The organism is Kitasatospora sp. CMC57 (genome assembly GCF_045866025.2).
GTDB lineage: Bacteria > Actinomycetota > Actinomycetes > Streptomycetales > Streptomycetaceae > Kitasatospora.
Genome location: NZ_AP035881.2, coordinates 1702520 through 1728279, shown reverse-complemented (window position 1 = coordinate 1728279; position 25760 = coordinate 1702520). Strand labels below are relative to the sequence as shown.

Sequence of the window (25760 nt, the reverse complement as noted above, 5' to 3'; positions counted from 1 at the left end):
CAATCACCCTGCGCCGGACGTGGTGTGTCGCGTCGCCGGGCCGCGATCGTGGCCTTCGGAGCGGGCTCGACCGGTCGGCACTCAGTGCTGTCACAGCTGCGCATCAAGTGCCATTCCGGGCCGAAAATGCTAAGTTCACGCCATGACGGCCGCACGGGACACCAGCTCCGAGACCTCCGCCGCGCCGGCGAAGCCCGCCATGCGGGACGCCCTGGTCGCGGCGGCCTTCCAGCTGTTCGTGGAGCGCGGCTACGAGCAGACCACCATCGACGACATCGTGGCCCTGGCCGGGGTCGGCCGCCGCTCGTTCTTCCGCTACTTCCCCTCGAAGGAGGACGTGGTCTTCCCCGACCACGAGCAGTGCCTGGCGGACATGACCGCCCTGCTGGAGGCCAGCGAGGACGGCGACGACCCGGTGGCCCGGGTCTGTGACGCGGCCAGGCTGGTCCTGCGGATGTACGCCGAGAACCCGGTCTTCTCGGTCCAGCGCTACCGGCTGACCAGGAAGGTGCCCGGCCTGCGCACGTACGAGCTCTCGGTGGTCTGGCGCTACGAGCGCACCCTCGCCGAGTACCTGCGGGCCCGGTTCTCGGCCCGCAGGGACGGCACGCTGCGGGCCGACGTGATCGCCTCGGCCGTGGTCACCGCGCACAACCACGCGCTGCGGGCCTGGCTGCGGGCGGGTGGTGAGGGCGACGCGTCGGCGGCGGTGGACCACGCCCTCGAGTACGTCGCCCGGGCCTGGAGCTCCGAGCGGTCCCCGGCCGCCGAGGGGGCGGAGGAGGACGAGGTGGTCATCGTGATCACCAAGCGCTCCACCCCGATGTGGCGGGTCGTCAGGGACATCGAAGCGGGCCTCGGGCGGGGCTGACGGCTCGGAACGCGGCGGAGCCGGACGGCAGGTGCTGCCGTCCGGCTCCGTGCTGTGTCGGGCTCAGCCCTTGCGGGTTTTGACTTCGGTGGTGAGTTGGGGGAGGACGGTGAAGAGGTCTCCGACGACGCCGTAGTCGACGAGTTCGAAGATGGGGGCTTCGGGGTCCTTGTTGACGGCGACGATGGTCTTGGAGGTCTGCATGCCGGCGCGGTGCTGGATGGCTCCGGAGATGCCGGCGGCGATGTAGAGCTGGGGGGAGACCTGCTTGCCGGTCTGGCCGACCTGGTTGGTGTGGGGGTACCAGCCGGCGTCGACGGCGGCGCGGGAGGCGCCGACGGCCGCGCCGAGGGCGTCGGCGAGGTCCTCGACCACGCCGAAGCCGTCGGCGGCGCCGACGCCGCGGCCGCCGGAGACGACGATGGCGGCCTCGGTCAGCTCGGGGCGGCCGGAGGAGACGCGGGGGGTGCGGGCGGTGACGGTGGCGGCGTTGCCGGTGAAGGCCACCTCGACGCTCTCGACCGTGCCGGCGGCGGGGGCCGGCTCGGGGGTGGTGGAGTTCGGCTTGACGGTGATGACCGGGGTGCCGTGCGTGATGGCGGACTTGACCTGGAAGGACGCGGCGAACACCGACTGGGTGGCGACCGGGCCGCTCTGGCCGGCTTCGAGGTCGACGGCGTCGGTGATGACGCCGGAGTCCAGGCGCAGGGCGACGCGGGCGGCGATCTCCTTGCCCTCGCCGGAGGAGGTGACCAGGACGGCGGCCGCGTTGGTGGTGCGGGCGATCTGGGTGAGGGCGTCGACCTTGGGGACGACGAGTTGGTCGGTGAACTCGGCGGCGTCGGCGGTGTAGACCTTGGCGGCGCCGTATTCGGCGGTCCTGGCGGCGATGGTGGCGGTGGCGGGGCCGGCGCCGAGGATGACGGCGGCGGGCTCGCCGAGGCGGCGGGCCAGGGTGAGCAGTTCGAGGGCCGGCTTGCGGACCACACCGTCGGCGTGGTCCACGAGAACCAGGATCTCAGCCATGATTTTTGTGCTCCTGATGGTCGGGAGGTGCGCTGACGGGGTCAGATGAACTTCTGCTCGGTGAGGTAGGCGGCGAGGGCCTTGCCGCCTTCGCCTTCGTCCTTGACGATGGTGCCGGCGGTGCGGGCGGGGCGGGCGGTGATGTCCTGGACGGCGGTCCAGGCGCCGGTGAGGCCGACGGTGTCGGCGTCGATGCCCAGGTCGTCGAGGTCGTAGGACTGCACCGGCTTCTTCTTGGCGGCCATGATGCCCTTGAAGGAGGGGTAGCGGGCTTCGCCGGACTGGTCGGTGACGGAGATGACGGCGGGCAGGGTGGCCTGGACCTGCTCGGTGGCGGCGTCGCCGTCGCGGCGGCCGGTGAGGGTGGTGCCGTCGAGGGTGACCTCGGACAGGAGGGTGGCCTGGGGGACGGCGAGGCGTTCGGCGAGGAGGGCGGGCAGGACGCCCATGGTGCCGTCGGTGGAGGCCATGCCGCAGACGACGAGGTCGTAGCCGGTGGTTTCCAGGGCCTTGGCGATGATGGCGGAGGTGCCGATCACGTCGGTGCCGTGGATGTCGTCGTCGTTGACGTGGACGGCCTTGTCGGCGCCCATGGACAGGGCCTTGCGCAGGGCGTCCTTGGCGTCGTCGGGGCCCACGGTCAGGACGGTGACCTCGGCGTCGCCGTGGGTCTCGGCGATGCGCAGGGCCTGCTCGACGCCGTACTCGTCCAGCTCCGACAGGAGGCCGTCGACGGCGTCCCGGTCGGTGGTGGTGTCGTCCGCGAAGCGACGGTCACCGGTCGCGTCGGGCACGTACTTCACACAGACAACGATCCTCAAGCTCACGGCGTCTGCTCCTTTCTGAGGGGGTGGTCAGGGGGTTGGACTACGGGAGGTTGCGGGACATGACGATCCGCTGGATCTGGTTGGTGCCCTCGTAGATCTGGGTGATCTTGGCGTCGCGCATCATCCGCTCCAGCGGGTAGTCACGGGTGTACCCGTACCCGCCGAGCAGCTGGACGGCGTCCACGGTGATCTCCATCGCGGCGTCCGAGGCGAAGCACTTGGCCGCCGCACCGAAGAAGGTCAGGTCGGCGTCGACCCGCTGGGACTTGGCGGCGGCGGCGTAGGTCAGCTGCCGGGCCGCCTCCAGCTTCATCGCCATGTCGGCCAGCATGAACTGCACGCCCTGGAAGTCACCGATCGGCTTGCCGAACTGCTTGCGCTCCTGGACATAGCCCTTGGCGTAGTCAAGCGCGCCCTGCGCGATGCCCACCGCCTGCGCGGCGATCGTCACCCGGGTGTGGTCCAGCGTCTTCATCGCGGTCGCGAAACCGGTGCCCTCCGCGCCGATCATCCGGTCCGCCGGGATCCGCACGTTGTCGAAGTACACCTCACGCGTCGGCGAACCCTTGATGCCCAGCTTCTTCTCCGGCGCCCCGAACGACACACCCGCGTCGCCCTTCTCCACCACGAACGCCGAGATGCCCTTCGTCCGCAGCTCCGGATCGGTCACCGCCAGCACCGTGTAGAACTCCGACACCCCGGCATTGGTGATCCAGCGCTTCACACCGTTGAGCACCCAGAAGTCACCGTCACGCACCGCCCGGGTCTTCATCCCCGCCGCGTCCGACCCCGCGTCCGGCTCCGACAGGCAGTACGAGAACATCCCCTCGCCCCGCGCCAGCGCCCCCAGGTACTTCGCCTTCAGCTCCTCCGAACCCGACAGCTGCACCGGCAGCGAACCGAGCTTGTTCACCGCCGGGATCAGCGACGACGAAGCACACACCCGCGCGATCTCCTCGATCACGATCACCGTCGCCAGCGCGTCCGCACCCGCACCGCCGTACTCCTCCGGAACGTGCACCGCGTGCAGCTCGTTGGCCTGCAACGCCTCCAGCGCCTCCTGCGGGAACCGGCCCTGCTCGTCCACCTCGGCCGCGAACGGAGCGATCTTCGCCTCCGCCAACGACCGCACCGCCTCCCGGAGCATCTCGTGCTCCTCGGAAAGCCGGAAGAGATCGAACACCTTGTCCATGGCGCGGCGCTCCAGAGCGATAGGGAACCAAGTTCCCCTAATAGACCACACTCTGTGCCATGTCGGCCAGCCCCCTCGGCTCAGCGCAGTTCCAGCCCCAGTTCCCGCTCCAGTAGACGGGCCTGTTCGGGGGTGGCGAAGACGAAGGTGGTCTCGTGGTTGACGTCCCCGAGCCGCACGAAGCGGACCAGGTGGAACCGGCGCGGGTCGACGCCGGGGTCGGGGTCGAGGTGGCCGAAGAAGTCCGCGACCGCCGCGTGGTCCAGGTAGTCGTCCGACCGGTGCTCGGTCGGCTGGGTCACCAGCACGCCGTTGCGGGCGAACTCCAGGACCTCGTCGCACTCCTCGTCCGCGCGCAGCCGGACGTCGGTGACGGTGACCGCGCCGTCGGTGAGCGCGGCGGCCGCCGCCAGGAGGTCCGCGTAGTTCTCTTCGAGGTCGTCGACATCGTCCCCGTGGGCCGATACCGCCACCCCGAACGCCTGCAGCGCGGCGGCCACCTCGTGCGGCGGCAGGTCGTGGTGGGCGAAATCCGCGTACTCCGTCAGAACGCGGTCGACCTGCTCCCCGCCGACCATGCGCGTCCGCCGGAGCAGCGCCCCCACGTCGGCGTACGTGGACGGCCGGAACCGGGAGAGCAGGTGCCGCAGGCCGTCCGGCCGGTCCGGGTCGAGCAACTCACGCAGGCACACCAGCGGGACCGCCGTGCCGCCGCCCCGGCTTCGTGGGCTGGTCCACGAAGGGCAGTCCGGCCCGCGAGCCGGGCTTTGCCGGCCCGGACCCCGGGTCTGCGGCGAGGTACCGCCACACCGCCCCCCTGGTCCGCCGGATCACCTCGCCCAGGTACCAGCAGGCGCCCTGGACGAACGGCTCCTCCCGAGCGGCGTCGAACTCCTCCGCCGTGGCGAACCGCCGGACCACCTCCGCCGCCAGTCGGTCCAGGGTGTCGGGATGGAAGTTCCACCGCCACGCCCCGCCGAACGCCTCCTCGGCCCAGCTGGGCGGTGCCGCCCGTCGCTCGGCCAGCCAGGCCGCCAGCGTCGGATGCTCCGGCAGGTCGTGCGGCGGGCTCTCGGGCTGCGTCTCGGGGATCATCCGGACACTGCAGAGGGGCGCCAGGACAGTGGTCGTGGCCCCGATCAGGGCATCACGGCCAGATCCTGACGCCCCCTGAGGCAGACAGCTCAGCGACGGGTGAGGCGGACGGCCAGGCCCTGGTGGGTGTAGAGCGGCTCGGCCCTGAAACCCTCGACGTCGACCGTCACGGACCCGAACTGACCGCACAGGGACCGGCTTTCGAGGATCCGTACCGTGCAGTCCCGGTCCGGGCGCCAGTCGCCGCCCCGCAGGACGAGCGCGCTGCCGGGAGCGACGGCCGCCCGTCCGGGGATCCGGAGAGCCGGATCGCGGTCCTGACGGAGCGTCACCGACAGGGTGGAGCCGGCGGACTGGGCGTAGTCCCCGTGCAGCCGGACGGCGCCCCGCCCCTGGTTCAGCCGCAGCGTTCCGCCGCACAGCCGGACGTCGCCCCGGCCGAGCGCGTCCCGGGAGGCGGCGGTCAGGACGCCGGCCCGTACGTCGGTGGCGCCCGTGAAGCGGTTGGTGCCGGTCAGGGTGAGCGAGCCGGTGCCCAGCTTGGTCAGACCGCCGGGACCGTCGATGTCGTGGTGCCAGGTGTCGGCCGCGTTGAAGCCGCCCGCGGCGGCGTTCATCGTCACCCGGACGTCCTGGTCGAAGGAGCCGTAGCCGTCTGCGGCGGCGAACAGGTTCAGACGGCCCCACTGCTCGGGGCCGTCCAGCAGGACGTAGCCGGACGGGAGGGCGGTGGTGCGCAGCACCTCGCGGCGCTGCCCGGCGTCGAGGTAGGGCAGCCGGGTCTCCAGCAGCACCTCGGCGCCCTTGGGTACCGTCATGGCCGTCTCGCGGCCCCGGCGCGGGAGGACGTACGTGAGCTTCTCCTGCACCGACCTGGCGTTGGCCGCCCGGTCGGCGTAGGGGTCGGTGCCGGGGGCGGCCGAGTGGGCGAACGCGTACAGGGTGTCGGCGGTGCTGCCGGTCCGTGCCTGGAACCAGGCGGACGCCTGGGCGCGGGCGGCGGCCTTGAGCTCGGCGTTGGCCGGGTCGGAGAGCTCGGCCGCCGCCAGCGCGGTGGCCAGCACCCGCCCGGCGATCACGTCGACGGGGGAGTGCATACCGGCGACGATCCGGGTGTGGCTCGACTCGAAGGCCCGGGTGATCAGCTCCTGGAACCGCTCCGGCACCGCGTAGGCCAGGGCCAGCCCGGCCAGGTGCAGCGCGTTGGTGTGGCCGCTCGGGTAGCCGGCGTCGTCCGTGGGCGACAGGTTGCGCTGGCGCAGCAGCTGAGGGGCGACGACCACCTCGGAGCGGTACACCGGGAAGCCGAAGCCGTCGATGGCGCCGGTCGGCTCGACGGTGCTGTCCGGCGTCATCCGCCAGGGCCGGGGGTACTGGTAGGCGTACTTGCTGGGGTTGCCCGAGGCGTGCGGGCCGCGCACCGCGTTCACCAGCCGGACCACCTGGCCCAGTTCGGAGTCGACCGAGCCCGCGCCGAGCGCCGAGCCGGGCGGCGCGTCGGCCGGGAGGGTGTCGTCGATCGTGGTGGCCGGGGTGCCGGTGGGAGCGGCGGTGATGCCGGTGACGGCCTTGGCCCCGCTGCGGTACAGCGCCGCCAGCGGGCCGAGCCCGGCGATCGCCGAGTAGCTCTGGTGCTGGCGGTCGATGACGAACGCCTGGCGGGCCTCGGCGTCCGTGCGCCGTGCGGTGATCTGGGCGCAGTACCGCATGTTGGCGCGCAGCAGGTCGGGCTGGAGCGGGGTGCCGGTGTTCCAGGTCTTCCCGGTCTGCCACACCTTGGCCATCCCGCCCAGGATGCGGACGGCCGCGTTGCCCGCCGGGGTGAGGTCGGCCATGGCGTTGGTGGCGTAGGAGTCCACGAAGGCGGGTGCCGTGGCGGTGGCCGCCGCCGCCTTCGTCGGGTTGGCCAGCCAGCCGTAGGCGGTGGGGGCGGCGAGCAGTCCGGCGGTGGCACCGGCGGAGGTGCGCAGGAAGCCGCGCCGGTCCATGCTGTTCAGGTTCGTCATCGTCGTCTCTGTACGGGAGTTGAGAGGGATTCAGCGGCGGGTGAAGAGGAGGCCGAGCTTGTCCAGCTCGTCGCCGGACCGGCCGGTGAAGCCGGCGATCTGCCAGCCGGCGGGGGCGGTGCGGGTGACGCAGTCGGCGGTGCTGGTGCCCGCCGTCAGGGTCCGGCCCAGGCTGGTGGTGATCTGCGCCTGGAAGATCCGGCTGTGGCCGCTGTACGAGCCCCGGCAGAGCCGGACCGAGGTCAGGTACTCGTCGGCGCCGAGGGTGAGCGAGGAGGCGGTGCCGCCGGTGCCGCCGTGGCCGAGCTCGGTGCCGTCGGTCAGGGTCAGGCCGATCCGGTCGACCCGTGCGTCGCCGCGCAGGCTGACGCCGGCGGCGCGGGCGCCGGCCGGGACGCGGGTGACGTCGTTGAAGTAGTCCCCGTGCGGGCCGCCGAACTGCTCCGAGGCGCGGTAGTCCGGGTTCTCGCTCCAGTCGAAGCCGACCGCGATCGGGTAGTGGTCGGAGAGCTTGGTGCCGGCGGCGTCCAGGAAGTCGGAGTGCTTGTTGCTGTAGGAGGTCGCGGTGAGCGAGAGCTGCCGGCTGCCCCGGTACAGCACCTTGTCGACCACCTCGCAGGAGTCGGTGACGGTCCGGTCGTCACAGAGCAGCGCGGGGGCGCCGGGTGCGGGGGCCACGCCGCCGCGCTCCAGCGAGACCCAGGCGTCGGTGAGCTGGTTCTCGGCGGCGAAGGCGCCGATGGTGTCCTCGGCCCGGGTGTAGCGGGTGTTGGTGTCACCGGCCACCAGGACGGCGTTCCCGGCCGAGTGGGTCTTCACGAAGGCGGAGAGCTGGGCCAGGTTGGCGGCCCGCGCGGTGAGGTCCCCGGGCTCCGTACCGGCGTCGGTGTGCAGGTTGTAGACGTCCAGGTAGCCGCCCTCGGTCAGGCGGGCGCGCAGGAAGGTGAAGCCCTTCGGGGTGAGGCAGTCACCGGAGCCGATGTAGCAGGTGTCCCACTTGACCCGCTCGAAGTCGTCGGTGTCGTAGGGGAGTTGGGAGAGCGTGTTGAGGCCGCTGCCGATTCCGGCCCCGCCGCTGGTGGGCGTGCGGTACGGGTGCGTGGTGTCGGCCGCGTACAGCGCGGCGTGGTAGTTGAAGTCCTCTTCGACGTTCACCAGGGAGTACGGGCCGAGCCGTTGGCCGATCGTGGTGGTGCTGCCCTGCCGGTCGTTGGAGGCGCTGGACAGGAAGTCGGGCAGGCCGGCGACGTTGTACGTCAGCACCGAGAACGACCCGGAGTTCGTCGCCGCAGCGCCGGCCGCAGCCGGAGCGCCGACCGTCGCCGGAGCGGCGAGCGCGGCAGGCGCGGCGATCAGGCCGAGGGCGGCGGAGGCGGTGAGCGCGGTGGCGAGAAGCGGACGGGACAGGGGCATGGTGCTCCGTTCGGACGCGGTCGGCGGGTGGCGGCTACCGGACAGTACGACCGGCAACTGTGTGCGTCAACAGTGCCGCTGGTCTGCTGATATGCCTCTGACCTGCGAGTTCTTCCGATCGCTGGGATCGCTCGGGCAAAGGTTATGTGAGCGTTAACAGGCTGTTCGCCTTGTCGGATGCCACTGCGCCGCGCGAGCAGTCGTCGACCTGTTCGGCGGCGCGTCGGCGCGGTCCGGCCGGTGGGAATGAAATTAGGGTGTGCGGGCAAGCGCCGGATCGACGGAACGCTTGGCTCCACTCGGGCTGGGCGAACGAAGGAGTTCGCAGGCCAACCGGCCGCCGGACGAGGTGAGGACGCATGGACCAGGGTCTGGTAATACTGGCTGGGTTCGCCTAACTCGCGCTGCTTGCCGGGATTTTGGCCTGGTTCGTACTACGGGGCCGGCGATGAGGCGGCGGGCCCCGCTGCTGGTGGCGCTCGCGCTGCTGGTCGGGACCGCCGGCTGTGCCGGCTCCTCACGCACCGACGAGGACTTTCGGCACAAGGCCTCGCAGACCCTCGAGAGCGCCGTCTCGGCCTCCCGCACCATCACCACCGGGGTGGACGCCGCCGCCGCGGGACGGCTGACGGCCGCCTACACCTCCGTCCTGGTGCGGGAGGCCGACCGGGACCTGAGTGCGGTGGCCGAGGGCTTCCTCTCCCGCCAGCCGCCGTCGGCCGAGTCCGACCAACTGCGTGACCGGGTGAGCGAGTTGCTGCGCCGGGCCGAGCAGGAGGCGGACCCGCTGCGGATCGCGGTCGAGCGCGGCCAGACCGCGCCGACCGCTCCCTTGGCGGCAGTGGCCGACCTGATGGAGCAGGAGCAGGAGGCCATGAAGTGAAGAACCTGCTGAAGGTGACCCTCGGCATCCTGACCGCCATCGGCGGCTTCGTCGACATGGGTGACCTGGTCGCCTCCGCCGTGGTCGGCTCCCGGTTCGGGTTCGCCCTGGTCTGGGTACTGCTGCTCGGTGTGATCGGCATCTGCGTCTACGCCGAGATGGCCGGCCGGGTGGTGGCGGTCACCGGCCGCCCGACCTTCGACCTGGTACGGCAACGGCTGGGCCCCCGGGTCGCGTTGGCGAACCTGGGCGCCTCGTTCCTGGTCACCGCCCTCACGCTGGCGGCGGAACTGGCCGGTGTGGCGCTGGCGATCGAGCTGCTCAGCGGGGTCGCCTACCTGCTGTGGATCCCCGCCGTGGCGTTCGCCGTCTGGCTGGTGGTGTGGCGGGTGGGCTTCGAGAACATGGAGCGGGTGTTCGGCCTGGCGGGCCTGGCGCTGGTGGTGTTCGTGGTGGCCTTCTTCAAGCTGGACCCGCACTGGGGTGACATCGGCCACCAGATCACCCATCCGAGCGTCCCGTCGGGGGAGGGCCACCCGACCTACTTCTACTACGCCATCGCCCTGTTCTCGAGCGCCATGACCCCCTACGAGGTGTTCTTCTTCTCCTCCGGGGGAGCCGAAGAGCGGTGGAGCCGGAAGGATCTGGGCCTGTCGCGGCTGAACGTGATGCTCGGGTTCCCGCTCGGCGGCCTGCTCGCGCTCGCCATCACCGCCTGCGCGACGCTGGTCTTCAAGGGGCAGTCGATCAGCGTCGACCACCTCTCGCAGGTGGTGCTGCCCGTCGGGCTCGCGCTCGGCAAGCTCGGCCTCGGCCTCGCCCTGCTCGGGGTGTTCGCGGCCACTTTCGGCGCGGCCCTGGAGACCGCGCTGTCCTGCGGGTACACCGTGGGTCAGTACTTCGGCTGGACGTGGGGCAAGAGCGCTGCCCCGCACCGGGCCTCCCGCTTCCACACCGTGGTCCTGGTCGTCCTGTTCGCCGCCGCCGCGCTGATCCTCACCTCGGTCGACCCGGTGAAGGTTACCGAGTACTCGCTGATCTTCGCGGCTGTCGCCCTGCCGCTCACCTACCTGCCGATCCTGGTGGTGGCGGGCGACCGCGACTTCATGGGCGACCAGGTAAACGGCAAGGTGGCCAACACCCTGGGCACGTTCTTCCTGGTCGTCGTGCTGGTGGCGGCGGTGGCCGCGGTACCCCTGATGATCGCCACCAAGGCAGGACTGTGAGGGAGGACCTGTGAACGCGACGCCGGAGTACGACGGCCCTCGGACCGCAGGGCGGCACTACAGCGCCCGCTACCACCTGTTGGACCGTCAGGTGGTCCACCCCGACGGCACCTCGGTCTGCAAGGTGGACGACCTCGAGTTCACCCCGGCCGCCGACGGCCACCTCTACGCCACCGCCGTCCTGGTCGGCCCGCAGGCGCTCGGGCCCCGGCTGCGCGGGCGGCTCGGCCAGTGGTGCACCACGGTCGCCGCCCGGCTCGCCCTCTCCCCGGAGCCAGGGCCGGGCCGGCTGTCGATCGAGCGGATCACCCACATCGGCTCCGCCCTGGTCTGCACGCCCGGCCCCGACCGGGTGCATGCCCTGGAGGACTGGATCCGCGAGCACTTCGTCCGCCGCATCCCGGGAGCCGACCATGCCAACCGCTGACCTGCCGAGCACCGACCTGCCGACCGGGGACCTGCGCACCGCCGACCTCATCGGCGCCGAACTGATCGACCACCAGGGGAAGTCGCTCGGCCGGGTGACCGACCTCGGCCTGGACGAGGCCAGGCTGCCCAACGGCGCGCCCGCGCTCCGGCTGGTCGGCCTGGTCGCCAGCTCCGGCCGGCTGGCCCGGCTGCTCTGCCTGGACCACCGGCCGGTCGACCGCCCCCGGCTGCTGGGCCGGCTCGCCCGGCGGATGACCGCCAGGGCCCGCTGGATCCCCTGGTGCGACATCGCCATGATCACGCCGGGCACCGTGCGCCACGCGGGCGTGGTGCACCTGAAGGCGGGCGCCCGCCCGGAGCCGCTGGTCCCGAGGGGGCGGACCGTCGGCTGACGGGCGGGCGCAGGGCGGCGGCCGTTCAGGAGAGCGGCTTGCCGCCGGTGGCGTTCACCACCTCGCCGGTGACGTAGCTGGCCTCCTGGGAGGCGAGGAAGACGTAGATCGGCGCCATCTCGGCGGGCTGGGCCGGCCGTCCGAGCGGCGACTGCTTGCCGAACTCGGCGACCTGCTCGGGCGGCATGGTGGCGGGGATGAGCGGTGTCCAGACCGGGCCGGGGGCGACCGCGTTGACCCGGATCCCGTCCGGCGCGAGCTGCCGGGCAAGGCCCTGGGTGAAGGTGAGGATGGCGCCCTTGCTGGCGGCGTAGTCGAGCAGGTGCGGCTTCGGCTCGTACGCCTGCACCGAGGTGGTGTTGATGATCGACGAGCCCGGCCGCAGGTGCGGCAGCGCGGCCTGGCTCAGCCAGAACATCGCGTACACGTTGGTCTTCATCACCCGGTCGAACTGGTCGGTGCTGATCGCCGCCAGCCCCTCCTCCTGGGCCAGCTGATAGGCGGCGTTGTTCACCAGCACGTCCAGGCGGCCGAGTTCGCCGACCGTACGCTCCACCAGCTCAGCGCAGAAGCCCTCCTCCCGGACGTCACCGGCAACCGCCACGGCCCGCTGCCCGGTCGACCGGACCAGGCGGACGGTCTCGGCGGCGTCCTCCTCCTCGTCGCTCAGGTGGCAGAACAGCAGGTCCGCCCCCTCCCGCGCGTAGGCCAGGGCCACCGCGCGGCCGATGCCCGAGTCACCGCCGGTGACCAGCGCGACCCGGCCGGCGAGCCGGCCGGTGCCCCGGTAGGTCTCCTCGCCGTAGTCGGGCTCCGGCTCCATCCGGTCGCTGCTGCCGGGATAGGACTGGCTCTGGTCGGTGAAGTCGGGACGGGGGTGCTGACCCACCGGGTCCTGCGGCGTGAACTGGTCGCTGCTCATGGCGTCCTCGCTGGTCGTCGGGAGCTGTCATGGGGCGCCTGCCCGGCTGCGCCGAGTTCACCCGGGCCGTCCGGGTGACGGCTGCCGGGCGTGGGGGGCGGCGATCCGGGCACACGCCGAGCGGAAGCCCGTAAGTACGGGGCCCCGAGCCCAGCGGAGTGCGCCATGAAACCGTCAGCCCGCCGACGGCACTACCTGATGTGTCCGCCCACCTACTTCGGGGTCGAGTACGCCATCAACCCCTGGATGGACCCGGGCGCGGTGGTGGACACCCGCAGGGCCGCCGACCAGTGGGAGCAGCTGCGGACGGTGCACCAGAAGCTCGGCCACACGGTGCACGTGATCGAACCGCGCCCCGGGCTGCCCGACATGGTGTTCACCGCGAACGCCGCCACCGTCGTGGACGGCCGGGTCCTGGTCTCCCGCTTCAGGCACGCCGAACGGGCGGCGGAGGCGGCCCACTTCAGGACCTGGTTCGCGCGGCGGCCGTTCCGCCAGGTCAGCACCGCCGACCGGGTGAACGAGGGCCAGGGCGACGTGCTGACGGCGGGCCGCAAGCTGCTGGCGGGCACCGGGTTCCGTACCGAGCGCGCCGCCCACCGCGAACTGCGCACCGTCCTCGGGCTGCCCGTGGTCACCCTCACCCTGGTGGACCCGCGGTTCTACCACCTGGACACCGCGCTGGCGGTGCTCGACGAGGACCAGGTCATGTACTACCCGGAGGCCTTCGACGAGGCCAGCCGCGCCACCCTTCTCGCCCTCTTCCCCTCGGCGCTGCGGGCCACTACGGCCGAGGCCGAGGGGTTCGCGCTGAACGCCGTGTCCGACGGCCGCCACGTGGTGCTGCCCGACACCGCCGACCGGCTCGCGGACGAGCTGGCGGCCCGCGGCTTCGACCCGGTCGGCGTCGACGTGTCCGAGTTCCGCAAGGCGGGCGGCGGTGCGAAGTGCTGCACCCTGGAACTCCACCTGGAGCCGTGATGAACCCTGCCCGCCGAGGCCCCCGCCTCCCACTCGCCCGTGGCCCGCTGTCCGAGGCGGTACGCACCCTGCTCACCACCGACCCGGCCGCGACCGGGCCGGAGCACCGCCCCGCCGAGTTCCCGGCCGACGTCGACCCCTGGAGCGAGGACCACCAGCTCGCCCTGTACCTCTGCTACGAACTGCACTACCGCGGCTTCGCCGGGGTGGACCCCGACTGGGAGTGGCACCCCGGTCTGCTGCGCCTCCGGCGCGCCCTGGAGCAGCCGTTCCTTGCCGGCCTGCGGGCGCTGACCGAGCCGCGCCCGGCGCTGCAACCCCTGCTGGACGAGCTGCTGACCGAGCCGGTCGACGGAACCGGCCCCTCGTACTTCCTCCTCGACGAGGGGGAGCGCTGGCAGGCCCGCGAGTACCTGATGCACCGTTCGCTCTACCACCTCAAGGAGGCCGACCCGCAGGCCTGGGCCATCCCCCGGCTCACGGGCCCGGCCCAAGCGGCGTACGTGGCCATCGAGTTCGACGAGTACGGGGCGGGCCGCGCCGAGCACGCGCACTCCCGGCTGTTCGCCGAGATGATGGCCGACTTCGGCCTGGACCCGAGCTACGGACACCACACCGACGTGGCCGCCGCGCCCGCCTTCGCGGTGGTGAACCTGATGTCGCTGTTCGGCCTGCACCGGGCGCTGCGCGGCGCGGCGGTGGGCCAGTTCGCCACAGTGGAGATCACCTCCTCGCCCGGATCCGCCCGCCTGGCCAAGGCGTTCGAACGGCTGGGGGCCGGCCCGGCCGGGACCTTCTTCTACCGCGAGCACGTGGAGGCGGACGCCGTGCACGAGCAGCTGGTGCGGCACGGCGTCATCCGGGCCCTGCTGGCCGCCGAACCGGAGCTGGAGCCGGACATCGCCTTCGGCGTCGCGGCGACCGGCCTGGTGGAGGACCGCCTCGCCGCGCACCTGCTGGAGCACTGGCGCCGGGGCAGCAGCTCACTCAGCGGCACCGCCACCGCCGCCCTCCTGGGCTGACGGCCCGCGCGAGCGGCGGCGGTGGCTGGTGTCGCAGAACGGGTAGCGCCTGCTGCGCCGGCAGGCGCACAGCGCCACCACGGGCCGGTCGGAGCGCACGGTGCTGCCGTCGGGCAGCACCACCTCGACGGGCCCCTCCACCAGCACCGGGCCGGTGCCGGTCAGCTGGACACGAACCTCGTCACGACCGGCGGGCACCGCGGATCACCACCAGTTCCTCGTCCCGGACGCCCTGCGCGATCAGGCCCCGCCGCTCGAACCAGTCGGCCCGCGCCGACATGACCGGGCCGAACTCCTGGCGGCGGCGCCCCACGATGCCGGTGTCCAGACCGGCCCGGTCGAGGGCGTCCAGGGTGGCCGTGGTGTCGGCGAGCGAGGACTGCACCACCAGCAGCACGCCGCCCGGCGCCAGCATCGCGGGCGCCTGCCGGCAGATCCGGTCCAGCAGCAGCCTGCCGTCGGGACCGGCGTCCCAGGCCCGCGCGACCCCGTGCTGGGGCACCTCCGCCCCCGGTGCAGGGACGTACGGGGGATTGCTGATCACCAGGTCGAACGAGCGTCCGCGGACCGGAGCGGTCAGGTCACCGTGGCGGACCCGGATCCGGCGCCCGTGCAGCCGGGCGTTGGTCCACGCGGTGGCCAGCGCCAGCCGGGAGACGTCCACGGCCGTGACCCGGGCACCCAGAACGGCGGCCGCCACGGCCAGCGCACCGCTGCCGGTGCCCAGCTCCAGCAGCTCGCGCCGGTCCGGGGGGCGGCGGGCCAGCTCGTCGGCCAGGGCTCGGGCGAGCAGGGCGCTGTCGCCCTGCGGCGGGTAGACCCCGGGGGGTGTCAGCAGCTTCATGAGACGCGCCTGCCCCGGCAGCCGCTCCCCAACCAGGCATTCGACCTCGTGCCGTGGTAGGGGACATGACCGCGATGTGGCGGGGTAGACGCGGCGTGTCGCGGCCACGGCCGGTCACCGCAGCCTTCAGGAGTTCCCATGCAGCAGGAGCCCGTTGTTCACTCATTGTCCGGATCACTGGTCGCGCTGGTGGAGGTCGAGTTCACCGCTCAGCTGGAGTACCGGGCCGACGACCCGTTCGCTGTGCAGATGGTCTTCGGGGCCGACTGCGCGCTCGACGAGTCCCCGGTGACCTGGACGTTCGCCCGCCACCTGCTGGTCGAGGGCCTGCACGCCCCGGCCGGGCGCGGCGACGTCAGGGTACGACCGCACAACCGGGAGCAGACCGCGATCGAGTTCAGGACCGCGGCCGGCTGCGCCGTGCTGATGGTGCGCACGGCCGACGTACGTTCCTTCCTGGCCGCCACCCAGCAGGTCGTCCCGCTCGGGTCCGAGGGACGGCTGATCGCCTGGGACGAGGAACTGGCCGCCCTCACCCAGGAGCGCCACTGACCGTCCCCCCGGCCGCATCCTTCGCGGGAAGCGGGGTAGGCGGCGGGAATCGACGCATCGGACGACGGAAAGGCGTGGCCTTGCTGACCTCTTCGACCATGACCAGCACGCCGAGCACCATGACCCCGTCGGCGGCCGCCACCGCCCACCCCGAGCTGGCGGACCTGCCGGTCATCGAGAACCCCTCGGCGGTGGCCCCCGCCGACGGCCGGGAGCTGTCCCGGGCTCTGCTGGTCCGCCTCCGGGAACTGGAGGAGGGCACGGCCGCGTACTCCTACGTCCGCGGGACGCTGATCGAGCTCAACCTGTCGTTGGTGCGGTATGCGGCGGGCCGGTTCCGGGCGGCCCACGAGCCGATGGACGACATCGTCCAGGTCGGCACCGTCGGGCTGATCAAGGCCATCGACCGTTTCGACCCCGAGCGCGGGCTGGAGTTCTCCACCTTCGCCCTGCCGACCATCTTCGGTGAGATCAAGCGGCACTTCCGGGACACCACCTGGGCGGTGCACGTACCGCGCCGGCTGCAGGAGCTCCGGCTCGCCCTGGGGCATGCGCGCGACGAGCTCGAACAGCGGCTCGACCGCGCCCCCACCGTGGCGGAACTGGCGGAACGGATGGAGGTGTCCGAGGAGGAGGTGGTCGAGAGCATGACCGCCACCAACGCGCGCACCGCCGGGTCGCTGGAGATGCGGATGGAGGAGGACGCGCCGGACAGCACCCTGGCGCGCAGGCTCGGCTTCGAGGACCGTCGGATCGATCAGGTGGACGACCTGCAGACGCTCAAGCCCGCGATCGCCGCGCTGCCCGAGCGCGACCGGCTGATCCTTTCGATGCGGTTTGTCGAGGAGCTCACGCAGGCTCAGATCGGCGAGCGGCTGGGGGTGTCGCAGATGCACGTCTCCCGGCTGCTCTCCCGGATGTTGGCCGGGCTGCGGGCGAAGCTCACCGAGGAGGTCTGAGCCGCGGGAGGTCTGCGACGCGGGGAGCCGGGGCGCCCGGGACGCGGCGGCCCGGCGCCCCGTCAGGCGCCGGAGGTGATCCGGGCCGCGCCGATCTCCAGCCAGACCGTCTTGCCGTGCTCCGACACCTCCACGCCCCACCGGTCCGACAGCCGGCCGACGATGTGCAGACCGTGGCCGCCGGGTGCGCCCGCCCGGTACGGCTCCTTCGGCCGGGGCACCGTCCGGTCCGCGTCGGTGACCTCGACCCGCAGGGTGGTGGCCGTGCCGTGCAGGACCAGGTCGAGCGGGCCGCCGGCGTGCATCAGGGCGTTGGCCAGCAGCTCGGAGATCAGCAGCAGGACGTCGTCGGCCGTGCTCTCCGTCCGGGGGTCGCCGGTGGTGGCGGCGTACCAGTCGGCCAGCGCCCGGCGGCCGAAGTCGCGGCCGGCCGCGACCTGGCCCCGGGTGCCCGCCAGGACCAGGCGCCGTCGCTGACCGCCGGCCGGCAGGTTCGGCACGGCGGGTGTGGCGGCGGGCCCCGAGGCGCCGTCCGTACTCATTGTCAGCCCCAGGTTCGCAGGTGAGGGAAGGTCGGGAGGGACGCGCACGGTCAGCGCGGGTCGGCCTCGGGGACGGCGCGGGCCGCCGCCAGGGCCTCGGCCGTGGAGGTGTGCAGCTGGAAGATCTCGGTGGCCCCGGTGATCTCCAGCAACCGTTCGACCGGTGCGGAGAGCGGGCCGATCCGCAGGTCCACCGCGGCCTCCTGAGCGGCCAGTCTGGTGCGGATCAGCAGGTTGAGACCCGAGGAGTCGCAGAAGGCAACCTCCTCCAGGTCCACCACCAGCACCGGCGGTCCGGTCCGCACGCCCTCCTCCAGGGCCGCCCGGGCGGTCGGGACACTGTCGAGGTCGAGATCGCCGGCGAACCGGCACACGACCGCACCGTCGGGTTCGGTCCGCGTGTCCACCGTGATGCCCGCGGCCTCCGGGCCGGGCGTCTCGTTGCTCAATGTGTGGCCAACCTTCCGGTCAGGGTGGTTCGTCTGGCGGGTGACGGGAGCGGGTCCCGGGGACGGGGGAGTCCCTGGGGTCACGATAGAGCCCGGCCGGTGGCCGTTGGAAGTCGGCTGGGGTACGGGCACCGTGGTCGGCCGGCGGTTCACGGCCGGAAGTGCATGCGCAGGGTCAGCCCGTCCGCCACCCGGAGCTCGACCAGATCGGAGAGCTGGTGGATGATCCACAGCCCGCGCCCGCCCGCGCCGGAGGTCAGCGTCGGCCGTTGGCGGCCTGCCAGCGGATCGGTGGGCGCACCCCGGTCCCGGATCTCCGCGACGACGCCGGCATCCTGGCCCACCCAGAGCCGGAGGGTGCCGGAGCCCCCGCCGTGGGCGACCGAGTTGGCGGCGGCCTCGCCGACGGCGAGCACCAGATCGTCCCGCCGGGCGTCGGACAGCTTGCTGCCCCGGGCCCAGGTCTCGGTGGACCGGCGGACGGCGGCCAGCCGCCCGGCCGCGTACTGCACGGTCAGCGCGGCCGGGTCGGTGGGCTCGGGCAGGGGAGTCTCGCAGTCGGCGCAGACGATGCGGGGATCGACGAAGCCGGGGCTGGCCGCAGTCGTGCCGTCCGTCACCACACACGGGTGGGTGCGTCCGACGTCCCGGACCACCTCGGCTCCGAGGGTGCCGAGATCGTACGGGCAGAGCACGGTGGCCGGGCGACCGGCGAAGGCGGTGTTGACCAGCGCTTCGTGCCGGGTCGCCTCCAGGATCTCCGCATCGCTGCGGCCGGGCCAGACCGGTTCCCCGACGATCCGGGCGACCCGGCCGGGATGCTGGTCCGCGAAGTGCTGCAGGGCGGCCAGGATGCGTCCCGGATTGCGGCCCAGCACGGTCATGTCGGTGAACTCGGTCGGCCCGGCGGAGGCCCCCAGGCTCTCCCGCACGGCCGCCAGCCGGGGGCCGGGCACGGCGACGAGCACCGGCTCGTCCGCCTCCACGGCGCGGTGCACGAAGGAGCCGACTTCCCGCAGGTACTCCTCCTGCGTGCGGTAGAGCAGGGCGAGGTGAACGAACGGGGCGGCGACGCCGCTGGTCATGGCGCCAACCGCTGCCCGGAGTCTGTCACTGTCGCCACCACGGCCTCCTCGTTCCCGTCGCTCGCCCGGGCTTCGTATGTCCTTGATCCGGGTGGTCAAACCCCGCCCGGCGACCCGTTCTGCGGACCGGGTGCCGGAAGCTCGCGATCCCCCTCGCGCCGCGCGGTAGCCTCGGCACGGGATCGACACCGGACCCTTCAGAGCACGGATCACAGCGCAGGAGGGACGCCATGAGCGACGCGGAGCCCGACCGGACCACCGGAGGGCACTCGGCCGGTCCCGACACCGTCGGCGAGAGCGAGCTCGGCCGGCTGCTGGCCGGGCTCACCGCGGTCCGGGACGGCGACTTCGGCACCCGGCTGCCGGACGGCGCGGACGGCCTGCTGGGGGAGATCGCCGTCGTGTTCAACGGCATGGTGGACCAGCTGTCCCGGGTCACCTCCGAGGTGACCCGGGTGGCGCGCGAGGTCGGTACCGAGGGCAGGCTCGGGGGCCAGGCGGACGTCCAGGACGTCTCCGGCACCTGGAAGGACCTCACCGACTCGGTGAACGCGATGGCGGGCAATCTGACCACCCAGGTCCGCGACATCGCCCAGGTCGCCACGGCGGTGGCCAAGGGCGACCTGTCGCAGAAGATCGACGTGGCGGCCAGGGGCGAGATCCTGGAACTCAAGGAGACCATCAACACGATGGTCGACCAGCTGTCCTCGTTCGCGGGCGAGGTGACCCGGGTGGCGCGCGAGGTGGGCACCGAGGGCAGGCTCGGCGGTCAGGCGGACGTCCAGGACGTCTCCGGCACCTGGCGCGACCTGACGGACTCGGTCAACTCCATGGCCGGGAACCTGACCGCCCAGGTCCGCTCGATCGCCCAGGTGGCCACGGCGGTGGCCAAGGGCGACCTGTCGCAGAAGATCACGGTCGACGCCCGGGGCGAGATCCTGGCGTTGAAGGAGACCATCAACACGATGGTCGACCAGCTGTCCTCGTTCGCGGGCGAGGTGACCCGGGTGGCGCGCGAGGTCGGTACCGAGGGCAGGCTCGGCGGTCAGGCGGACGTCCAGGACGTCTCCGGCACCTGGCGCGACCTCACCGAGTCGGTGAACGTGATGGCGGACAACCTCACCGCCCAGGTCCGCTCGATCGCCCAGGTGACCACGGCGGTGGCCAAGGGCGACCTGTCCCAGAAGATCAGGGTGGACGCCCGGGGCGAGATCCTGGAGCTCAAGGAGACCATCAACACGATGGTCGACCAGCTCTCCGCGTTCGCCGACGAGGTGACCCGGGTGGCCCGCGAGGTCGGCACCGAGGGGACGCTCGGCGGCCAGGCCCGGGTGCCCAGCGTGGCCGGTACCTGGAAGGGCCTCACCGACAACGTCAACTTCATGGCCCACAACCTGACCAGCCAGGTCCGCAACATCGCCCAGGTCACCACCGCCGTCGCGCGCGGCGACCTGACCCGCAAGATCGACGTGGACGCCCGGGGCGAGATCCTCGAACTCAAGACCACCATCAACACCATGGTCGACCAGCTGTCCTCCTTCGCCGCCGAGGTCACCCGCGTGGCCCGCGAGGTGGGCAGCGAGGGACGGCTCGGCGGCCAGGCCGAGGTCGAGGGCGTCTCCGGCACCTGGAAGCGCCTGACGGAGAACGTCAACGGGCTCGCCGGCAACCTCACCCGCCAGGTCCGCGCGATCGCCGAGGTGACCAGCGCCGTGGCCGAGGGCGACCTGACCCGCTCCATCACCGTGGAGGCCCCGGGCGAGGTCGGCGAACTCAAGGACAACATCAACTTCATGGTGGAGTCGCTGCGCCAGACCACCCGCGCCAACCAGGAGCAGGACTGGCTCAAGACCAACCTGGCCCGGATCTCCAGCCTGATGCAGGGCCGCCGCGACCTCGCGGTGGTCGCCGACCTGGTGATGGCGGAACTCGCCCCGCTGGTCTCGGCCCAGTACGGCGCCTTCTACCTCGCCGAGGAGACCCCGGACGGCACCCAGCTCTCCCTGGTCGGCTCGTACGGCCACCCCGACGGCGCCTCGCGCACCACCCAGCGCTTCGGGCTCGGCCAGTCGCTGGTCGGCCAGGCCGCCCTCAGCAAGCGCAGCATCCTGGTGGAGAACCTGCCGTCCCACTACGCGGTGATCTCCTCCGGGCTCGGCCGGACCGCGCCGGGCTGTCTGGTGGTGCTGCCGATCGCGCTCGAGGGGCAGGTGCTCGGCGTCGTCGAACTGGCCACCGTGACCTCGTTCACCGAGGTGCACCGGGACTTCCTCGACCAGCTGATGGAGACCATCGGCGTCAACGTGAACAGCATCGTCGCCAGTGCCCGAACGGACGAGCTGCTCGGCGAATCCCAGCGGCTGGCAGCCGAGTTGCAGGCCAGGTCGGGGGAACTCCAGGTACGGCAGGAGGAGTTGCAGCGCTCCAATGCTGAACTGGAGGAGAAGGCGGCCCTGCTGGTCTCGCAGAACCGCGACATCGAGGCCAAGAACCTGGAGATCGAACAGGGCAGGCAGGAGCTGGAGGAGCGGGCCCACCAGCTCGCCCTGGCCTCCAAGTACAAGTCCGAGTTCCTGGCCAACATGTCGCACGAGCTGCGCACCCCGCTGAACAGCCTGCTCATCCTGGCCCAGCTGCTCGCGCAGAACCCCGGCCGCAACCTGACGGCCAAGCAGGTCGAGTACGCCGGCATCATCCACTCGGCCGGCTCCGACCTGCTCCAGCTGATCAACGACATCCTCGACCTCTCCAAGGTCGAGGCGGGCAAGATGGAGATCACCCCCGAGCGGATCCCGCTGCGGCGTCTGCTGGAGTACGTCGAGGTGACCTTCCGGCCGCTGACCTCGCACAAGCACCTGGACTTCCGGGTGGTCACCGCCGCCGGGGTGCCGGCCGAACTGCTCACCGACGACTACCGGCTGCGGCAGGTGCTGCGCAACCTGCTCTCCAACGCCGTGAAGTTCACCGAGGACGGCAGCGTCGAGCTGCGGATCGAGCCGGCCACCGAGAGCGAACTCCCGGACGGGGTACGGCGGAGCGGGCCGATGCTGGCCTTCCGGGTGCGGGACACCGGGATCGGGATCGACCCGCAGCACCTGGAGAGCGTCTTCGGCGCCTTCCAGCAGGCCGACGGCACCACCAGTCGCAAGCACGGCGGCACCGGACTCGGCCTGTCGATCAGCCGCGAGATCGCCCACCTGCTCGGCGGGGCGATCACCGCCGACAGCCGGCCGGGCCGGGGGAGCACCTTCACGCTCTTCCTGCCGGTCACGCCCACGCCGTCGGCCGAACCGGCCGCCCTCGTCACCCAGGGTCCCCGGGCCCTGGACCGCGCGGACGAGGCCGGACCACGCCGACGCCTGCTGGTGGTGGAGGACCGCCCGCGCGGGCTGCTCTCCCTGCTCGCCGAGAGCGCCCTGACCAACCTGGGCAGCAGCGGAACCCCCGACGACCGGCGCGGCCCGGTCGAACTGGTCACCGCCGTCGGGGCCCAGGAGGCGCTCGCCGCACTGGCCGGTGAAGCCTGCCACTGCGCGGTGCTCGACCTCGACCTGGCGGACGACGCGGCGCTGACCTTCCTGGCCGGCCTGGCCGACGACCCGGCCGGGCAGTCGCTCCCCGTGCTGGCCCACCACAGCCGCCGGCTGGACGCCAGGCAGGAGCGCGCCCTGCAGGCCCGTACCGAGACCCAGCCGCTCGAACTGCTCTCCAGCCTGGACGAGTTGCGCGAGCGGATCGCGCTGCACCTGAGCGCCTACGAGCCGGGCGACGTCCTGCCGCTGGTTCGTGCGGCGGACACCGCCCGGAGCACCGCGCAGGCGCCGGACGACACGCTGGTCGACCGGACCGTGCTGGTGGTCGACGACGACGCCCGCAACCTTTACGCCATCACCAGCATCCTGGAACTGCACGGCCTGCTGGTGCTGCACGCCGACAACGGACGGGCCGGCCTGGAGATGTTGCGGGCGCACCCGGAGATCGACCTCGTCCTGATGGACGTGATGATGCCCGAGATGGACGGGTACGAGGCCACCACCGCGATCCGGGCCATGCCCGACCGGGCCGGGCTGCCGGTCATCGCCGTCACCGCCAAGGCGATGCCGGGTGACCGGGAGAAGAGCCTCGCCGCCGGGGCCAGCGACTACGTCACCAAACCGGTGGACGCCGAGGAGCTGCTCGCCTGCATCCGCCGCCGGCTCCGCGACTGACCGCGGCCCCGGACCGGACCAGCCCTGGATCCCGTCAGCACCGACCAGCACCGCCCCGAGGAGACGTCCGTGCCGGATCCGCAGCGCAGGGAGGCACCCGACCCGACCGCGGAGGCCGCGTTCGGGCGGCTCACCGCCACCGTCGAGCGACTGCGGCGGGAGCTGCGGGAGGAGCGGCGGACGGCCGACCGGCGGGCGCTGGTCGAGCTGGCCAAGGGCGTCCTGGTCGAACGGCTGCACTGCGGCCCGGCCCAGGCCGCCCACCAACTTGCCGCGCTGGCCGCGCAGTCGGGACGTCCGACGGAGGAACTCGCCGCCGACATCGTCAACGAGGCGGCCCGGGACGGCCTGGCCGAGGTGGTGGCGGAGCCCGCCGGGCCGGCCGACGGACCCACGGTGCTGCGGCTGCGCACCGCCGAGTCGGGCGTCCTGGCGGCGAGCGACTCACCGGCGGTGGCCACCGCCCTGCTGGAGCACGCGCTCGCACCGCTGGGCGCGACGGCGGTGGCGATCTGGGAGCTCGGCCCGGACGGCGTGCTCGCGCTGGCCGGATCGGCCGGCTTCGGGCCCGGCGAGGCCGAGCGCTGGCGCCATGTGCCACCGGGCGTACCGACGCTGGCCGGACGGGTCCTGGCGGACCGTCGGGCGAGCTGGGTCCGGGATCTGCGTGCGAGCGGTCTGCCGTCCATCGGGCAGGCGGAGACCACGGGTGGCCGGGCCGTCTGCCCGGCCGTGGTGGGCGGCCGGATCGTCGGCGTGCTGGAGATCTGCTGGCCGCAGCCGCTTGAGCCCCAGCCTTCCCGGGTGCAACGTCAGATCGAGGCCCTGGCCGACCTGTGCGCGCACACCATGGACACCGGCGCCCCGACCGCGGGCGACCTCGGGGCCGAGGGTGCCGAGTGGGCGTCGTTGGCCGCCCTGGCCGACAACCTGCCTGATCCGGCCCTGGTCCTGACGCCCGAACCGGACGGCGAGGGCCGCCTGGTGGACTTCTGGATCCGGTACGGCAACGCGAGCTTCCGCGAGCAGGCCGGCCAGTGGGGCGGCGCGGTGACCGGGCGGCTGCTGGAGTCGTACCCGCAGGCGGCCGAACCGGACGGGCTGTTCGAGCAGATCGCGCGGACCCACGCGACCGGGCGGCCGTTCCGCGCCCGCCGGGGTGATCCCGGGGCGCCCGAGCCGGACTCGACGGCCGGCGTCACCGTCAGCCGGATCGGCGGCGGCATCCTGGTGGTCCGGCGGACCGAGGACGAGCCCTCGCGGGTCGCGGAGCTGCTGCGGCACGCCCAGCGGCTGGGCCGGATCGGCGGGTTCGAGGAGAACCTGACGACCGGTGAAGTCACCTGGAGCGACGCGGTGTTCGAGCTCCACGGCCTGCCGCTGGGCGCCGACCCCGTGCCGGTCGAGCAGTTGGCCGCCCACGCCCACCCGGACGACGCGGTGGCCGTCGGCCGCTTCCTGCGTACCCTGCTGCACCACCAGCGGGACGCCGCCACGGGGTTCCGGCTCCAGCGCGGGGATGGGGTGGCCCGGCACATCCGGGTGGTGGCCGAGCCGATCGTCGAGGACGGCCGCTTGGTCGCGGTCCGGGGCGCCTATCAGGACGTCTCGGCGCAGTACTGGACCGAGGTGGCGCTCGCCGCCACCCAGGACCAACTGGCCCACTCCGAGCAGCAGTCGGCCGAACGCAACCGGCTCGCGCTGCAGCTCCAGCACGCCATCATGCCGCCGAGCCGGGGCCCGATGGACGTCGAGGGCCTGAGCATCGCCGTCCGCTACCGCCCGGCGGAGCGGGGGCACCTGGTCGGCGGCGACTGGTACGACGCGGCGGTGCTGCCGTCCGGACAGATCCTGCTGTGCGTCGGCGACGTCGCGGGCCACGGCATCCCGGCGGCCACCGGAATGGTCGCGCTCCGCAACGCCCTGCGGGGCCTGGCCGCCACCGGTGCGGGACCGGGCCAGCTGCTGACCTGGCTGAACGGGGTCGCCCACCAGCTGACCGACAACGTGACGGCGACGGCGGTCTGCGGCCTCTTCGACCCCCGGACCCGGCAGCTCCGCTGGGCCCGGGCCGGACACCCGCCGCCGGTCCTGCTCACCGGGGGCGAGGCCGTCACCCTGCCGATGGTCAAGGGCCTGCTGCTCGGCACCGCCGCCGACGCCCGGTACGAGGAGGGGCAGCTCCAACTGCACGTCGGCGAGACGCTGTTGCTGTACACGGACGGGCTGGTCGAGCGGCGCGACCGGGCGTTGCAGGAGTCGACGGACCAGCTGCTGGCGACCGTCCGGGCGGGCAGCCCGACGGCCACCCTGGAGCGCAGGCTCGACCACGTCCTGACCCACAGCAACTCCGATACGGACGACGACACTTGTCTGCTGGGCATCCAGGTGCGCTGAGGGCGCTCCCTGCCTCGATCCCGGCTCCGCTCCCGGCCGCCCCGCTCCCGGCCGACCCGTTGCGGTCGGCGACGGGGGCCGCCGACGATTCGACTGCCGAATCCCGGGCAGACGGCGGTCACCACGTCCCGACCGGCCGGTAGGGGCGGAGCACGAACGAGGGAGTAGGCATGTCTTTTCTCTGGGCGATCATTGCTGGTCTGATCATCGGCCTGCTTGCCAAGCTGATCCTGCCCGGCCGCCAGCCGATCCCGCTCTGGCTGACCGTGATCCTCGGCATCATCGGCGCCGTCGCCGGCAACGCACTGGCGACCGCGTTCGGTGTCCGTGACACCGGCGGGTTCGACTGGATTCGCCACCTGCTCCAGATCGCCGTCGCCGCCGTCCTGATCGCCGCGGCCACCCCGGTCTTCGCCGGACGGCGCCGATGAGCACCGGA

25 protein-coding genes are annotated in these 25760 nt (G+C 72.6%); 12 read left to right on the top strand and 13 right to left on the bottom strand.

Annotated elements, in window-relative coordinates; genetic code table 11:
• Positions 1–142 precede the first annotated feature (142 nt).
• Positions 143–871, top strand: a complete 729-nt coding sequence (locus tag ACKUU6_RS07970; protein WP_407987766.1) for a TetR family transcriptional regulator — start codon at positions 143–145, stop codon at positions 869–871.
• 63 nt (positions 872–934) lie between these two features.
• Here ACKUU6_RS07970 and ACKUU6_RS07965 read toward each other — a convergent pair whose 3' ends face one another.
• The 7 genes from ACKUU6_RS07965 to ACKUU6_RS07935 form a co-directional block, all read right to left on the bottom strand.
• On the bottom strand, positions 935–1897 hold the full coding sequence (locus ACKUU6_RS07965) for an electron transfer flavoprotein subunit alpha/FixB family protein (protein ID WP_407987765.1): 963 nt from the start codon (positions 1895–1897) through the stop codon (positions 935–937).
• A 41-nt stretch (positions 1898–1938) separates the two neighbouring features.
• Positions 1939–2724 carry an electron transfer flavoprotein subunit beta/FixA family protein gene (locus ACKUU6_RS07960; RefSeq protein ID WP_407987764.1) on the bottom strand — a complete coding sequence of 262 codons (786 nt, stop codon included), beginning with the start codon at positions 2722–2724 and terminating at the stop codon, positions 1939–1941.
• Positions 2725–2764: 40 nt separating this feature from the next.
• Positions 2765–3916 (bottom strand): acyl-CoA dehydrogenase family protein, encoded by a 1152-nt coding sequence (locus ACKUU6_RS07955; protein WP_407987763.1) that lies wholly within the window; start codon positions 3914–3916, stop codon positions 2765–2767.
• An 80-nt stretch (positions 3917–3996) separates the two neighbouring features.
• Positions 3997–4608, bottom strand: a complete 612-nt coding sequence (locus ACKUU6_RS07950) for a hypothetical protein (protein ID WP_407987762.1) — start codon at positions 4606–4608, stop codon at positions 3997–3999.
• A complete protein-coding gene (locus ACKUU6_RS07945; RefSeq protein ID WP_407987761.1) occupies positions 4595–5011 on the bottom strand; it encodes a hypothetical protein in 417 nt (138 codons plus the stop codon). The genes ACKUU6_RS07950 and ACKUU6_RS07945 overlap by 14 nt, the downstream gene beginning before the upstream one ends.
• An 89-nt stretch (positions 5012–5100) precedes the next feature.
• The gene (locus tag ACKUU6_RS07940) at positions 5101–7017 is read right to left on the bottom strand and encodes a phosphatase PAP2 family protein (RefSeq protein ID WP_407987760.1); all 1917 of its coding nucleotides are present in this window, start codon (positions 7015–7017) and stop codon (positions 5101–5103) included.
• A gap of 30 nt (positions 7018–7047) precedes the next feature.
• On the bottom strand, positions 7048–8430 hold the full coding sequence (locus ACKUU6_RS07935) for a jacalin-like lectin (protein WP_407987759.1): 1383 nt from the start codon (positions 8428–8430) through the stop codon (positions 7048–7050).
• 448 nt (positions 8431–8878) lie between these two features.
• Here ACKUU6_RS07935 and ACKUU6_RS07930 point away from each other — a divergent pair, with 448 nt between their 5' ends.
• Genes ACKUU6_RS07930 through ACKUU6_RS07915 form a run of 4 tightly spaced genes read left to right on the top strand, consistent with a single transcriptional unit; the run spans position 8879 to position 11360 of the window.
• Positions 8879–9313, top strand: coding sequence for a hypothetical protein (locus ACKUU6_RS07930; protein ID WP_407987758.1), 435 nt, complete (start codon positions 8879–8881; stop codon positions 9311–9313).
• Positions 9310–10539, top strand: coding sequence for an NRAMP family divalent metal transporter (locus ACKUU6_RS07925; RefSeq protein WP_407987757.1), 1230 nt, complete (start codon positions 9310–9312; stop codon positions 10537–10539). Before ACKUU6_RS07930 ends, ACKUU6_RS07925 begins: the two co-directional genes overlap by 4 nt.
• Before the next feature lie 10 nt (positions 10540–10549).
• On the top strand, positions 10550–10966 hold the full coding sequence (locus ACKUU6_RS07920) for a hypothetical protein (RefSeq protein ID WP_407987756.1): 417 nt from the start codon (positions 10550–10552) through the stop codon (positions 10964–10966).
• Positions 10953–11360, top strand: coding sequence for a PRC-barrel domain-containing protein (locus tag ACKUU6_RS07915; RefSeq protein WP_407987755.1), 408 nt, complete (start codon positions 10953–10955; stop codon positions 11358–11360). The genes ACKUU6_RS07920 and ACKUU6_RS07915 overlap by 14 nt, the downstream gene beginning before the upstream one ends.
• 25 nt (positions 11361–11385) lie before the next feature.
• On the opposite strand, the gene ACKUU6_RS07910 is transcribed toward ACKUU6_RS07915, so the two are convergent.
• A complete protein-coding gene (locus ACKUU6_RS07910; protein ID WP_407987754.1) occupies positions 11386–12282 on the bottom strand; it encodes an SDR family oxidoreductase in 897 nt (298 codons plus the stop codon).
• A gap of 165 nt (positions 12283–12447) precedes the next feature.
• Here ACKUU6_RS07910 and ddaH point away from each other — a divergent pair, with 165 nt between their 5' ends.
• A complete protein-coding gene (gene ddaH / locus ACKUU6_RS07905) occupies positions 12448–13263 on the top strand; it encodes a dimethylargininase (RefSeq protein ID WP_407987753.1) in 816 nt (271 codons plus the stop codon).
• On the top strand, positions 13263–14285 hold the full coding sequence (locus ACKUU6_RS07900; protein WP_407987752.1) for an iron-containing redox enzyme family protein: 1023 nt from the start codon (positions 13263–13265) through the stop codon (positions 14283–14285). Before ddaH ends, ACKUU6_RS07900 begins: the two co-directional genes overlap by 1 nt.
• Here ACKUU6_RS07900 and ACKUU6_RS07895 read toward each other — a convergent pair.
• Complete coding sequence (locus ACKUU6_RS07895; protein ID WP_407987751.1) at positions 14247–14483, bottom strand: CDGSH iron-sulfur domain-containing protein; 237 nt, start codon at positions 14481–14483, stop codon at positions 14247–14249. The two genes, ACKUU6_RS07900 and ACKUU6_RS07895, sit on opposite strands and share 39 nt — an antisense overlap.
• On the bottom strand, positions 14467–15129 hold the full coding sequence (locus ACKUU6_RS07890; RefSeq protein ID WP_407987750.1) for a HemK2/MTQ2 family protein methyltransferase: 663 nt from the start codon (positions 15127–15129) through the stop codon (positions 14467–14469). Before ACKUU6_RS07890 ends, ACKUU6_RS07895 begins: the two co-directional genes overlap by 17 nt.
• A gap of 138 nt (positions 15130–15267) precedes the next feature.
• On the opposite strand from ACKUU6_RS07890, the gene ACKUU6_RS07885 reads away from it, so the two are divergent.
• Both ACKUU6_RS07885 and ACKUU6_RS07880 read left to right on the top strand, forming a co-directional pair.
• Positions 15268–15681 carry an SsgA family sporulation/cell division regulator gene (locus ACKUU6_RS07885; RefSeq protein ID WP_407987749.1) on the top strand — a complete coding sequence of 138 codons (414 nt, stop codon included), beginning with the start codon at positions 15268–15270 and terminating at the stop codon, positions 15679–15681.
• 98 nt (positions 15682–15779) lie between these two features.
• Positions 15780–16640 carry a SigB/SigF/SigG family RNA polymerase sigma factor gene (locus tag ACKUU6_RS07880; protein WP_407987748.1) on the top strand — a complete coding sequence of 287 codons (861 nt, stop codon included), beginning with the start codon at positions 15780–15782 and terminating at the stop codon, positions 16638–16640.
• A 62-nt stretch (positions 16641–16702) separates the two neighbouring features.
• Here the strand turns inward: ACKUU6_RS07880 and ACKUU6_RS07875 are convergent, their stop codons facing one another.
• From ACKUU6_RS07875 to ACKUU6_RS07865, 3 genes are all read right to left on the bottom strand, one after another.
• Positions 16703–17182 carry an ATP-binding protein gene (locus ACKUU6_RS07875; protein ID WP_407987747.1) on the bottom strand — a complete coding sequence of 160 codons (480 nt, stop codon included), beginning with the start codon at positions 17180–17182 and terminating at the stop codon, positions 16703–16705.
• Between the two features lie 50 nt (positions 17183–17232).
• The gene (locus tag ACKUU6_RS07870; protein ID WP_407987746.1) at positions 17233–17631 is read right to left on the bottom strand and encodes an STAS domain-containing protein; all 399 of its coding nucleotides are present in this window, start codon (positions 17629–17631) and stop codon (positions 17233–17235) included.
• 149 nt (positions 17632–17780) lie between these two features.
• Positions 17781–18716: an anti-sigma factor RsbA family regulatory protein gene (locus tag ACKUU6_RS07865; RefSeq protein WP_407987745.1), complete on the bottom strand. Its 936-nt coding sequence runs from the start codon at positions 18714–18716 to the stop codon at positions 17781–17783.
• Positions 18717–18946: 230 nt separating this feature from the next.
• On the opposite strand from ACKUU6_RS07865, the gene ACKUU6_RS07860 reads away from it, so the two are divergent.
• The 3 genes from ACKUU6_RS07860 to ACKUU6_RS07850 all read left to right on the top strand — a co-directional run bounded on the left by ACKUU6_RS07860 (position 18947) and on the right by ACKUU6_RS07850 (position 25752).
• Positions 18947–22924, top strand: coding sequence for a HAMP domain-containing protein (locus ACKUU6_RS07860; RefSeq protein ID WP_407987744.1), 3978 nt, complete (start codon positions 18947–18949; stop codon positions 22922–22924).
• Positions 22925–22993: 69 nt separating this feature from the next.
• The gene (locus ACKUU6_RS07855) at positions 22994–25321 is read left to right on the top strand and encodes a GAF domain-containing SpoIIE family protein phosphatase (protein WP_407987743.1); all 2328 of its coding nucleotides are present in this window, start codon (positions 22994–22996) and stop codon (positions 25319–25321) included.
• 170 nt (positions 25322–25491) lie between these two features.
• Positions 25492–25752, top strand: a complete 261-nt coding sequence (locus tag ACKUU6_RS07850) for a GlsB/YeaQ/YmgE family stress response membrane protein (protein WP_407987742.1) — start codon at positions 25492–25494, stop codon at positions 25750–25752.
• Positions 25753–25760 lie beyond the last annotated feature (8 nt).

Bases quoted from the DNA above. Each gene is read 5' to 3' on its own strand.
- ACKUU6_RS07865 (WP_407987745.1), bottom strand. From the start codon at position 18,716: ATGACCAGCGGCGTCGCCGCCCCGTTCGTTCACCTCGCCCTGCTCTAC.
- ACKUU6_RS07915 (WP_407987755.1), top strand. From the start codon at position 10,953: ATGCCAACCGCTGACCTGCCGAGCACCGACCTGCCGACCGGGGACCTG.
- ACKUU6_RS07970 (WP_407987766.1), top strand. From the start codon at position 143: ATGACGGCCGCACGGGACACCAGCTCCGAGACCTCCGCCGCGCCGGCG.
- ACKUU6_RS07885 (WP_407987749.1), top strand. From the start codon at position 15,268: ATGCAGCAGGAGCCCGTTGTTCACTCATTGTCCGGATCACTGGTCGCG.
- ACKUU6_RS07945 (WP_407987761.1), bottom strand. From the start codon at position 5,011: ATGATCCCCGAGACGCAGCCCGAGAGCCCGCCGCACGACCTGCCGGAG.
- ACKUU6_RS07900 (WP_407987752.1), top strand. From the start codon at position 13,263: ATGAACCCTGCCCGCCGAGGCCCCCGCCTCCCACTCGCCCGTGGCCCG.
- ACKUU6_RS07890 (WP_407987750.1), bottom strand. From the start codon at position 15,129: ATGAAGCTGCTGACACCCCCCGGGGTCTACCCGCCGCAGGGCGACAGC.
- ACKUU6_RS07880 (WP_407987748.1), top strand. From the start codon at position 15,780: ATGACCAGCACGCCGAGCACCATGACCCCGTCGGCGGCCGCCACCGCC.
- ACKUU6_RS07940 (WP_407987760.1), bottom strand. From the start codon at position 7,017: ATGACGAACCTGAACAGCATGGACCGGCGCGGCTTCCTGCGCACCTCC.
- ACKUU6_RS07935 (WP_407987759.1), bottom strand. From the start codon at position 8,430: ATGCCCCTGTCCCGTCCGCTTCTCGCCACCGCGCTCACCGCCTCCGCC.
- ACKUU6_RS07875 (WP_407987747.1), bottom strand. From the start codon at position 17,182: ATGAGTACGGACGGCGCCTCGGGGCCCGCCGCCACACCCGCCGTGCCG.
- ACKUU6_RS07850 (WP_407987742.1), top strand. From the start codon at position 25,492: ATGTCTTTTCTCTGGGCGATCATTGCTGGTCTGATCATCGGCCTGCTT.
- ACKUU6_RS07965 (WP_407987765.1), bottom strand. From the start codon at position 1,897: ATGGCTGAGATCCTGGTTCTCGTGGACCACGCCGACGGTGTGGTCCGC.
- ACKUU6_RS07955 (WP_407987763.1), bottom strand. From the start codon at position 3,916: ATGGACAAGGTGTTCGATCTCTTCCGGCTTTCCGAGGAGCACGAGATG.
- ddaH (WP_407987753.1), top strand. From the start codon at position 12,448: ATGAAACCGTCAGCCCGCCGACGGCACTACCTGATGTGTCCGCCCACC.
- ACKUU6_RS07910 (WP_407987754.1), bottom strand. From the start codon at position 12,282: ATGAGCAGCGACCAGTTCACGCCGCAGGACCCGGTGGGTCAGCACCCC.
- ACKUU6_RS07860 (WP_407987744.1), top strand. From the start codon at position 18,947: ATGAGCGACGCGGAGCCCGACCGGACCACCGGAGGGCACTCGGCCGGT.
- ACKUU6_RS07930 (WP_407987758.1), top strand. From the start codon at position 8,879: ATGAGGCGGCGGGCCCCGCTGCTGGTGGCGCTCGCGCTGCTGGTCGGG.